We start from the raw sequence: 9,589 nt of genomic DNA, 5'->3' as shown, positions 1-9,589 counted from the left end.
AGTTGCAAGACAAGCCCCACCGGCCGTCAGTCACCTACAGAGTCACACGCGCCGGCGACGAAGACACTTCCATCATCAACGTCACCTATCGGTGCGGCAGTCCCCCGCAGCTGCCCCAAAAGAGTCACTCGAAAAGTCCAGCAGGTGGAGGATCTAGCGGAAGCGGTATCCCCTTGGGGCTGTGCGTCCTGGGGGTGCACCCGTGGAAGGGGCCTTTTTCGTCGAAGAGTGTTCGCATGGTGGGGTCGGCGTAGTCGCGCCACCACACCGCCAACCCTGTGGTGGGGTCGGTGCGCAGGTTCTCCCAGGCCCGCCAGAGGCCGGTGAGGCGGCTGACGGCTTCTTCGTGCCGCCACCATTGGGCGCACCAGGTGAACATGGTGGAACGCCCGGCAGGGTCGATGTCGCGCCGGTACTGGTAGGACAGATGCTCGGTGACGAACTCGGCCACGTTCGCGTAGACGAGCTCCCGCTCCCCCTCCCCTGGTGCGGCTTCCTCGAGGGGTTCGTCATCGATGTCGTCGTGGCTGCTGGTTCGGCGGGCCCCAATGTCCATGGCCTTACTCCTTCACCAGGGCCGCCCACCGGTTGCCCGTGGGCTCGACCGGGCTCGGCTCAGCACCCTGGTGCTCAGGTGTAAGCCCTTCTGCGGCAGGGGTTTTGGTGGGTGCGTTGTGTGCGGCTTCGGAGGCCGCGGCGGCTTGGGCGTAGGGGCGGTCGCTGACGGGGACGGTGCGTAGCAGCACGGCCCGGGCCCCGGAGCCGAGCATCACGGCCCTGCCCTTGGGCAGGGCAGCCAGGTCGGCCACGGAGAGGATGTCGTCGGTGGCGTCCTGGCGGGAGGTGGACCCGGAGTCCTTCTGCCTCGAGGAGGACACGGAGGTGTAGGTGTACTTGCCGATCAGCTCGGAGAGCATCTTGAGGAAGGCTTCTTCTTTGACGTTGCCGCCGTAGGTGACGACGTTGGCGGTGGAGAACAGCTTGCGCATCCCGGACTCCCCCCACACGTCCACGCCCTGGGACCAGGACTGCAGAAACGTGGAGACCACGATGCCGCGGGAGCCGTAGTGGCTGTAGAGGTCGGGCAGGTTCGCCCACCGGCACACATTGGCCGCCTCATCGAGCACGCACAGCATCGGGGTTCCCAGCCGGCCACCGGCCTGGGTGACGGCGTGCTCTTCGGCGGCGGTCACGGTGGCCACGGTCAGGGCGGTCACCAGGGGACCGGCCGTGCCCGCCCCCTCCTTGGACAGGGCGTAGAGGGTGTGCTTGCCGGCCACGAACGCCTGCGGGTCGAACTGCGGCCGGTCATCGTCGGGACCCGTGGGGTTGACCCAGGCGGCGATCTTCTCGTTCTTCAGGCACGCCGCCATCTGCAGGGCGGTGGAGTAGACGCTGCCGCGGTACTTCTCCGGTTGGCGGATGGTGCTGGCCACCGAATCGGCTTCCTTGCCCCACCCGGCCGCGTCGAGGAGTTTGGCGGGGGTGTCGTCGGTGGAACGGGTCAGCCAGTAATGCACCCGCTCGATGGGCTCCCCGCCCACCGCAGCAGCGAGCAGGAGCCCGGCCAGCAGGTCTTTGCCGGCGGCGTCGAAGTGGGCATCACCCATCTTGGCCCCGGCCGGGCGGGAGCCGGTTGCGAAGTTCGTGGCCATCTCCGCCGCCCGTTCACTGTCGGTGACATCGGTCAGCGGATTCCACCACCAGGTGGGTTTCTCCCCGGCGACTCCTTGCGGGTCGAAGACCCACACCTCCCCTGCTTCGGCGCGGAGGTCGCGGGTCAAATCGGAGAGGTCGCGTTTGTTGGAGGTGGCGATCACCGGGCCCGGGGCCTCGATGATCGACGGGGCCGCCTGGGAAGTGGTTTTGCCGGTGCGGGTGCCCCAGATGTGCACCAGGGTGTCCTCCCAGGAGGCGTAGAGGGTGTGGCCGCCGCGGACCATCTTCCCGATCATCACCCCCGGGGCCTCGACACCGAAGCGGGCGGCCTTGGCGCGCGCCTGCTTCTCGGTGAACGGGGCGACGTCGCGGACGGTGGCCATGCGCACGGCCGCCCGGTCGTGCTTGACCACCTTCTGGACCTTCTGGTGGCGCTTGAAGCCCCACAGCAGGAGCAGCACTGCCGCCACCAGCCCGGCCGCGACGGCCAGGACGATCTCGGTGGTGCGCCACAAGAGGTCACCGGTGAAGACACCCAGGGACCGCTCCCAGTAGCCGGTGGGCAACGGGTCGGTACGCGGGGTCAGCGCGTGCCCGGCGCTGACGACGAGGTAGAGGAGGGCCGGAACACCGACCAGCGCAAAGAGCAGGGTCAGCAGCAGGGCGACCTCCCCGCCGCCGGCCTTGTACTTGCGGTCCAGGGAGCTCATCGTTCGCCCCTCTCCTGAGCGGCGCGGGACTTGGCCTCGTGCCACTTCTTCTCGGTGTCGTGCACCTGGGACCGGCGCTCGGTGGGGGTGAACTCCATCGAGAACGGGATGCCGGCGCGGGAGCCGACCTTGATGAAGAACTTCCCCTGGCCCGGGGGCGGGGTGGTGGTGCGGTCGTCGAAGTACCAGGCGGCGTTCTCGTCATCGGCCAGCCACTGAGTGAGCTCCTCATCGGTGAACGCCTGGTCGGTGGGGGTGTAGACGTCGTCGTTGGTGTACTCCATCGCCTCGTCGCCGCGGCGGTTCCAGGCGGGTGGGTCCTGCCAGATCGCCAGCTGCTCCTGCTCACGCATGCTCAAGGGCACCGACTCGGTGAGCAGCGGCATCTCAGACTTGGCCAGCCCACCCAGGATCTTGATGCCGCAGCGGTCCATGATGCCCTTCGCCTTGGCCCGGTCCTCCTCACCGCGCACGGCCATCAGGTCGGAGGGGGTGTGGGAGGCCATGATCTGCCCCACCCCCCATTCCCGGTTCAGCCGGGTCAGGGCGTTGACCTGGTCCACGATGCCGGGCCCGGCCGCCAGGGTGTTCCACAGCTCGTCCAGGATCACCAGGAACCGCTGGCGCTCGATCACCCCGTCATCGGCGAGCATGTTCGAGGTGGTCACGGTGCCGAAGCCGGCAGACCAGCAGGCCATCAGCGTCGCGGCCCGCAGGTCGGATTCGGTCTGGGAGATCCGCGACAGGTCGAAGACCATCGGCCGGGAGGCATCAATCCGGTTGGTGGAGGGGTGGGCGAACATTTGCCCGAAGGCCCCGGAGCCGCACAAGGAGTTCAGCGAGGACTCCAGACCCTCGGTGATGTCCTCGTACCGGGCGTCGTCACCGCGGTCCAGGGCGACCTCACGCACCTCGACCGGCTTGTCCTTGAGCACCTGACGCAGATCGGCCATCACCGGCACCGTGCCTGCCTCAGCATGGCGGGCCTCCAGGACGGTGAGGCACCGGTCCAGGATCGACTCCTCGCGCTCATCCAGGGGCTTCTTGCGCAGGATCGCGATCAGCGAGGCGATCAGCGACCGGCGCCTCGAGTGCAGCTCGTCCAGCAGCTCCTCCGCCCGGGCAGGAGACAGCAGCTTGGCGGCCGCGACCGCCCCGCAGTCATCGAGCGGGTTGATGTGTCCGACGCCGCGGCCCAGGGGTAGGACGGCCCCGCCGAGGGCTTCGATCATGGTTACGTGTTCGCCTTTGATGTCTCCGAGGATCAGCGGCCACACCCCGAAGGCGGCCAGCCCGATGGCCATCCGGCGCAGCAGGGAGGACTTGCCCAGCCCGGGGTTGGCCATCACGAAGGCCGAGGGGTTGGAGATCACCCGCAGCTTCAGGAACCAGGAGATCGGGTCACAGCACACCGGTTCCCCCGACAGGAGGTTCCGCCCCAACGGCACGCCTTCTAGCGGGGAGCCGCCACCCATGGGGAAGGGGAAGAGCCCGCAGACCTGGTAGTTGGTCCCGCGCATCTCGCGGATCGGGTGCAGCAGCTGCGCCTCGCCCAGTCCCCGGCCCTTGTGCCCCCGCGGACCGGGACGACGGGTGGAGGAGGCGGTGACGGAGGTGCTGCCGGTGCGCTGAGGCTTGGCGAACACCTTCCCCAACTTCGTGCGGGCGAAGGCCCGATCCAGGACGGTAGTCGAGGCGTTGCCTCGGCTGGCGGGGAGGATGATCTGGTCTCGCTGTTTCTGCTTCATCACAGGGCGTTCCTCACGGTCGAGGGCAGGGCCAGGTGGTCCGGGATCACCACGCCCAATGGGAGCCCGGCGGCGAAGGTGGAGTCCTGGGCGCCGTAGGCCTCCTCCAGTCGGATCCTCGCCGAGGTCCCAAGGTTCTCGATGATGGCTTCGGCCTCATCCAGCTCGCCCTTTGTCCGGACGGTGGCGGTGACGACGAGCCCGAAGTTCAGCAGCCCCGCCCCGTCGGCTTCCTCGGCGGCGGTGGCCTGGGCGGCGCGGGTTTCGCGGGTGTCCCGGGCGGTGGCGCGGTTGCGGGAGGAGGCGTTGAAGGTGGCGGTGTTGATGTCGTTCTCCACCATCTGCGCCGCCCTCGCGGGGTCGATGGGGCGGTAGAGCAGGGTAACGCGCTTGCGCACCAGCTCAGGGTTCGGGGCGATCAGGGCTTGGAGGACGTTGGCTTGGACGGTGGAGCGCGGGGGCACGGACATCGCCCAGGATTTCGACCAGGAGCCGTTGTGGTGATAGGAGTCCCAGAAGGTGTCGGCGGCCTGGGGGCCGACCTCCCTCCAGTCCAGTTCCGGGGCCACCCCCTGGGCGTGGGCCCGGTCGAAGAGGATTGCCTCGGCCGGGTCGTAGGCCACCCGGATGACCTCGCACAGCTGCTGAGCGGTGAGTGGGGCGGCCACCCCGGCCCCGGTGTCGTTGAGGGACAGGGTGAGGTTGGGCAACCGCGCCGCCAGGTCATCGGCGACCTCGGCGGCGTTGCGGATGCGCCCGCCGGCTCGCACGGAGGCTTTGAAGGTCACTGCGATGTAGGCCCGGGTGACGGTGGCCCCGGTGGGCAGCATCTGCACGGACTCGTTGATCACGTCGCGGGCGAAGGCCGGGGCGTCGGGGCTCATGCGGGCCTCAATCTTGCGGGCCAGCCGGTATCCGGAGTCCGGGGCGGTCTCGATCGTCACCGAGGCTGCGGTGAGACCGGGCTCGTCGGTGAGCATGCCCAGCCAGTGCGCCCAGCGGTCCACCCACCGGTTGATGTGGTCTTGGTCGACCATGCCTCCGCCGTCGGGTTCGGAGGAGAACACCACGGTGTAGTGGTGTTTCTGCGGGACCTCGAGCAGGGCGAAGGGGCGGCCGTAGCCGTCGACGTGCTCCGTGATCTTGGAGCGGGCCGAGATCCCGGGCAGCTTCGTGGTCCCTGAAGGCACCCGGGACACCGGCCCGGCCCGGTAGACGTTGGCCCCGGAGTAGACGGTGTTGGCCCACCCGGCCCGGCGCAGGATGCGCTCAATCAGGGTGCGCCCGTGCTTGTTCTTGCTCATCGACAGGGCGATCAGCGTCAGGATCACCGCTTCGAAGGCCAGGGCCACCAGCCACAGGTTGAGCATCATCAGCAGGATCCCGCCGACCACCCCACCGATCAGCAGCACCGTGCCGGCGGTCGACAGCCCTGCCAGGCCCTTAGAGGTGGGGGTGCGGAAGTTGCCGTACACCCGCGGACGGTTCTCGTCTGTTCTAGCTGCGGTCTGCGCCATCAGGGCGGCCCTCATTTCCGGTCTCGTTGGCGATCTGCGCCTTGAACGCACGTACCTGCTGCTGTGCAGCCTTGGCTGTCGGCTTGGCGGCCGCGGGGCCCGTGGGTCGTGCCCCGGTGCGTGGTGGCGCGCCAGCGCCAGCACCGGCCCCCGGGGTGGGGCGGGCCCCGGTGCGAGGTGATGCCCTTGCTGCCCCGTTGCCTGGGGTCGACTGCGCCCCTGTTCCCGCAGAGGGCTTCTGCGCACCGTCCTGGCCGGGCGCACCCGGGTAGGACGCGCCTGCCGCTCCGGTTCCGGCGGCACCGCCTCCGGTGCTGGAGGTGCCGGCGTTCGCGCTGGACTCGGTGGCCTGGGAGACGGCTTCCCCCGTATTCTGCACTGCGTTGGCGGCCGCCATGCCCGCCGCCACCGGTGCAGCTGCTGCCCCCGCCGCCGCAGCACCAGCGGAGCCCGCCGTGCCCGCAGCACTGGCCCCAGCGGTGCCGCTGGCCCCACCGGCAGCCGAGGACGGACCAGCAGGCGCGGAACCCGGCCCGCCCTTCGAGGGTGGCGTGGAAGAGGAATCAGAGCCGAATCCGCGTCCCGAGCGAGCCAGGTGAGAGGCGCCCTGCGGGATGGCGGCGCCCATCGCCGCGATCCCCAGTGCCCCGCCGCCACCGCCGGAGGAGGACATCGAGCCCAGGACGGGGCTGAGGAATCCGATGAGCACGGGCAGGGCGAACACGGAGGCGACGATCATCATCAGCCCGGCGGCGAACTGGATCAGCCCGCTGCCGGAGTCCTCCCACACCCCGGTGGTGGACATCTTGATCGCCAACCCGTAGATCAGGGCCGCGGCGGGCTTGTAGAAGGCGAAGGCCAGGGTCCAAGCGATGACCTTCTGGAAGAAGTTCTTGCCCGTCTCGGTGTTCAGGAACGCGGCTGAGAGGGGGAGGATCCCGGCCATCAGGAACAGCATTCCGGTGCGCAGCACCATCAGCATCAACTGGATGAGGTTCACGATGATCGCCACGACCCCGCCGACGATGATCAGGATGACGTTGCCGCCCAACCACACCGGATCCGCCGCCCCAGCACTGGTGGCGTTGTCCAGGGCCAGGAGCTTGAGCACGTCGGTCTGGAAGTCCTCACCGATGGCGGAATCGATGATCTGCACGGCCAGGGCGTCGGTGCCAGCCACCAGGACGTTGAGGATCGTCACCCCCGAGGCCGTGACCACGGCCAGGGTGAGCAGGTTCTTGAGGAGATCCCTCGCCGGTTCGGCGCGCTGGGTCCAGGCCATCTGGGCCCCGGCGATCATCACGCTCAGGGCGGCCACGGCCAGGGTGAGGTAGAAGGTCTGGTCCTGGATAAAGCCCACGGACCCGGACAGGTTTCCCGCCCAGGCCGGGACGAGGAAGCCGATCAGGCTGGTGGCCCCACCGATCAGCGCCGCCCCGGAGGCCAGCACGGTGGCCGTGTTCACCAGGCCGGCCCCGTCGCCGCGGCGGGCGTTGGTGGCCAACACGATGCCCAGAAACAGCACCCCGAACACGCACACCCCCAGCCCGATCCAGCTCGCGAAACTCAGCAGCAGATCGATGTAGGCGTTGAACTCCCCACGGGCCGGAGCCTGGGAGGTGGGTGCACTGTTGCTGGTGAGGTTGGCGCTGCCGATCCGAGTCCACATCGACCCCAGGGAGGCGATCGTGTCGACCACCGCAGCGGTTACACCGTCGGCGATCTGATCCAGCGCATCACCGGCCGCTCCGGTGAGTGCGTCGCTGACTCCTTCCTTGACCTTGCAGAAGCCATCGAGTGCGAAGCACTTCTCTTCCTCAGCCATCGTGGGGTCCCCACTCGATGTACCCGTTCAGGTCTGACACCTGGCCCGAGACGGGGCCTGTGTCGCCGTTGTCCTGCAGGGCGAAGCGCCAATCGCCGTCTTGCCACATGAGGTCTGCGCTACTGGTGATGTATGTCTTCTCGGTCCCGTCGTCTCCTGCCAGTACGACCTCGACCGTGGCTCGCTCGCCCGTGTACGAAAGCAGTCGGAAGCCGGCAACCTCGACCGGGACCGTGGAAGCATCCCCTGCGGAGACCCGCTGCTGGACCTGCCCCACGGCGATGTCCTTACCGGGGCCCTCAATGGCAAGCTCCTTGAGAGTGTCCAGCAGAAGCTGGGGATCGTTGCTCGAGGCCAGCATGTTCGCCGTCGTCAGCAACGCCCCTTCGGGAGTGTGGGAGTAGCAGGAGCGCACACCCGTCGACTCGTCCACGGTGCCCGGTCCGTGCTCCTCAGAGGACGGTGCGTAGATCGCCCCGAGAGCGGTCCATTCGACGTCCTCCGGCGCTTTCGTGAGAGTGGTGCCGCTGGTGGCGTCCAAACCGCACTCCGACTCCCCGCCCGCCACCGGTTCGGCGGTGGTGGCTGGCGCCGGGGCGGCTTGGGTGGGCTCTTCTCCGTCGGGCCACAGCCACAGGACCACGCCCAGCACGATCAGCATCGCGACGAGGACTGCTGAGATGAGGAAGCGGGGGGTCTTCCACCATGTGCTGTTGTCGTCGGTCCCGATGTGGTCTGTCACGTGTTGCTCCTCGTGTGTGGGGGGCTGCGTCTGGTGGTGGTTATGCCCCGGCGATGAAGGTCAGGATCGAGGCTCCACCGGAGATCAGAGCCACGGCCAGGACGATCTTGATGATCCCGGATACTTCTTCAGTGGTCTCTCCACGGCGGGCGTCGAAGGCCATCTTTCCGCCGACCACCAGCAGGCCCAGCACAGCAATGCCCAGGGCGATCCATTTGCCGACACCGACCATGCGGTTCCAGGTGTCGCCGATGCCGGGAGGGGCCAGGGGGTTGGAGTCGGGCAGGTTGGCCGGCAGCGCCAGCACGGTGTCCTGGGCGGCAAGTACGAGGTCGATCATTGGGGGGTCCTCTCGGAGATGAGTTCATCGACTGCCTCACCGAGGGCGGTGAGGACTTTCCTCGGCTCACGGGCCATGGACTCCCAGTCCGTGGCTCCGGTGAGTCGGAGTTCTTCGATCCACGGCACCACCCAGGTGGAGGGGACACCACCGGAAATCACGCGGGTCGCTGCTGCCAGGGGTTTCGGGGCCCTGCCCGGGGTGCCGGCCACGATCACCAACCCCGCGAGCACTACCTCCGGGTGTTGCCCGGAGGCCCAGTCCTGGGCGGCGTGTCGAGCTGCTTCCAACCCGCGATGCGTCTGTCGGGCGAGAAGGACAACGACAGGAGACGGTGCCTCTGGGGTGGGAGAAGGCCAGCGGTGATGGCATTCGACACCGCCCAGCAGCTCCCGGAAGGTGGTCTCTCCCGCTCCGCCATGGGCGCCTAACCAGTACGGACCACCGGAGGACGTGGGGAACCGTTCGAGCCGTCTGTCGCCGTCCGGTGCGGAAATACCCTGCTGGGGCGCCTGCGCCCCCCGAAGCACCGGGGGCGGCTCATGATGGGTCTCCTCCAGGAGCGAGACCGTCTGGGCCCTCGTGCCGGGTGCGACGAACCCCGTCCACCGATTGCCCATCTAGGCTCCTAAGTTGAATCCAATGCACCGAGGTGCATCCCCGTGGGTCACCCACGGAAACGAATTGAACATGTTCAACTATAGGCGGTTTCGAGCTATGGTGTGCAACCGTAAGCAACTTTTTCCCACTTCGATGTACCGGAGCCGCCGTGATTGCCGGAGCGCTCTCCATGACTGAGTCGCTGGACAGGCTCTTCAACGGGCTGCCCGAGCGACTCACCGTGGCCCAGCTGACCGAGGTTCTGGGGCTGTCCAGCACCACGGTGACCTACCGGTGGCTGAGGGATGGGCGGGTGCCAGCCATACAGCTGGGCTCGCACTGGATCATCCTCCGGGACGACGTGAAAGAGCACCTGCGTGCTCACTACAACGTCTCTCAGCAGCCCAACCTCGGAGTGGGGGATACCGACTGATACGAAAGGCATCCC

The 9,589-nt window shown here is 68.1% G+C and carries 9 protein-coding genes; 1 reads left to right on the top strand and 8 read right to left on the bottom strand.

Translation table 11 applies throughout. The features are described from left to right. Window positions 1–124 precede the first annotated feature (124 nt). The 8 genes from ACFU0Y_RS00720 to ACFU0Y_RS00685 are packed head-to-tail and all read right to left on the bottom strand — an operon-like array spanning window position 125 to window position 9,161. Complete coding sequence (locus tag ACFU0Y_RS00720) at window positions 125–556, bottom strand: DUF4913 domain-containing protein (protein ID WP_380212519.1); 432 nt, start codon at window positions 554–556, stop codon at window positions 125–127. Window positions 557–560: 4 nt separating this feature from the next. Beyond that, window positions 561–2,369: a type IV secretory system conjugative DNA transfer family protein gene (locus ACFU0Y_RS00715; RefSeq protein ID WP_380212518.1), complete on the bottom strand. Its 1,809-nt coding sequence runs from the start codon at window positions 2,367–2,369 to the stop codon at window positions 561–563. After that, entirely contained in the window at window positions 2,366–4,117 is a 1,752-nt protein-coding gene (locus tag ACFU0Y_RS00710; protein ID WP_380212517.1) for an ATP/GTP-binding protein, read from the bottom strand. Before ACFU0Y_RS00710 ends, ACFU0Y_RS00715 begins: the two co-directional genes overlap by 4 nt. Continuing rightward, on the bottom strand, window positions 4,117–5,634 hold the full coding sequence (locus tag ACFU0Y_RS00705) for an SCO6880 family protein (protein ID WP_380212516.1): 1,518 nt from the start codon (window positions 5,632–5,634) through the stop codon (window positions 4,117–4,119). Before ACFU0Y_RS00705 ends, ACFU0Y_RS00710 begins: the two co-directional genes overlap by 1 nt. Further along, window positions 5,615–7,459 carry a type IV secretion system protein gene (locus ACFU0Y_RS00700; RefSeq protein ID WP_380212515.1) on the bottom strand — a complete coding sequence of 615 codons (1,845 nt, stop codon included), beginning with the start codon at window positions 7,457–7,459 and terminating at the stop codon, window positions 5,615–5,617. The genes ACFU0Y_RS00705 and ACFU0Y_RS00700 overlap by 20 nt, the downstream gene beginning before the upstream one ends. Further along, complete coding sequence (locus ACFU0Y_RS00695) at window positions 7,452–8,201, bottom strand: hypothetical protein (protein ID WP_380212514.1); 750 nt, start codon at window positions 8,199–8,201, stop codon at window positions 7,452–7,454. The genes ACFU0Y_RS00700 and ACFU0Y_RS00695 overlap by 8 nt, the downstream gene beginning before the upstream one ends. 40 nt (window positions 8,202–8,241) lie before the next feature. Continuing rightward, a complete protein-coding gene (locus ACFU0Y_RS00690; protein ID WP_380212513.1) occupies window positions 8,242–8,541 on the bottom strand; it encodes a hypothetical protein in 300 nt (99 codons plus the stop codon). After that, window positions 8,538–9,161 carry a DUF6668 family protein gene (locus ACFU0Y_RS00685; RefSeq protein ID WP_380212512.1) on the bottom strand — a complete coding sequence of 208 codons (624 nt, stop codon included), beginning with the start codon at window positions 9,159–9,161 and terminating at the stop codon, window positions 8,538–8,540. The genes ACFU0Y_RS00690 and ACFU0Y_RS00685 overlap by 4 nt, the downstream gene beginning before the upstream one ends. A gap of 170 nt (window positions 9,162–9,331) precedes the next feature. Between ACFU0Y_RS00685 and ACFU0Y_RS00680 the strand changes: the two genes are divergently transcribed. Further along, window positions 9,332–9,574 carry a helix-turn-helix domain-containing protein gene (locus ACFU0Y_RS00680; RefSeq protein WP_251356605.1) on the top strand — a complete coding sequence of 81 codons (243 nt, stop codon included), beginning with the start codon at window positions 9,332–9,334 and terminating at the stop codon, window positions 9,572–9,574. The last annotated feature ends 15 nt before the right edge of the window (window positions 9,575–9,589 follow it).

Origin of the sequence: Kocuria sp. NPDC057446, from assembly GCF_042802875.1 — a bacterium.
Classification (GTDB): Bacteria; Actinomycetota; Actinomycetes; order Actinomycetales; family Micrococcaceae; genus Kocuria.
Note: the sequence above shows the minus strand (reverse complement) of the source record. Positions and strands in the feature narration are given on the sequence as shown.

Excerpts from the sequence above, each read along its gene's own strand:
- ACFU0Y_RS00720 (WP_380212519.1), bottom strand. The coding sequence starts at position 556 with ATGGACATTGGGGCCCGCCGAACCAGCAGCCACGACGACATCGATGAC.
- ACFU0Y_RS00715 (WP_380212518.1), bottom strand. The coding sequence starts at position 2,369 with ATGAGCTCCCTGGACCGCAAGTACAAGGCCGGCGGCGGGGAGGTCGCC.
- ACFU0Y_RS00710 (WP_380212517.1), bottom strand. The coding sequence starts at position 4,117 with ATGAAGCAGAAACAGCGAGACCAGATCATCCTCCCCGCCAGCCGAGGC.
- ACFU0Y_RS00705 (WP_380212516.1), bottom strand. The coding sequence starts at position 5,634 with ATGGCGCAGACCGCAGCTAGAACAGACGAGAACCGTCCGCGGGTGTAC.
- ACFU0Y_RS00700 (WP_380212515.1), bottom strand. The coding sequence starts at position 7,459 with ATGGCTGAGGAAGAGAAGTGCTTCGCACTCGATGGCTTCTGCAAGGTC.
- ACFU0Y_RS00690 (WP_380212513.1), bottom strand. The coding sequence starts at position 8,541 with ATGATCGACCTCGTACTTGCCGCCCAGGACACCGTGCTGGCGCTGCCG.
- ACFU0Y_RS00685 (WP_380212512.1), bottom strand. The coding sequence starts at position 9,161 with ATGGGCAATCGGTGGACGGGGTTCGTCGCACCCGGCACGAGGGCCCAG.
- ACFU0Y_RS00680 (WP_251356605.1), top strand. The coding sequence starts at position 9,332 with ATGACTGAGTCGCTGGACAGGCTCTTCAACGGGCTGCCCGAGCGACTC.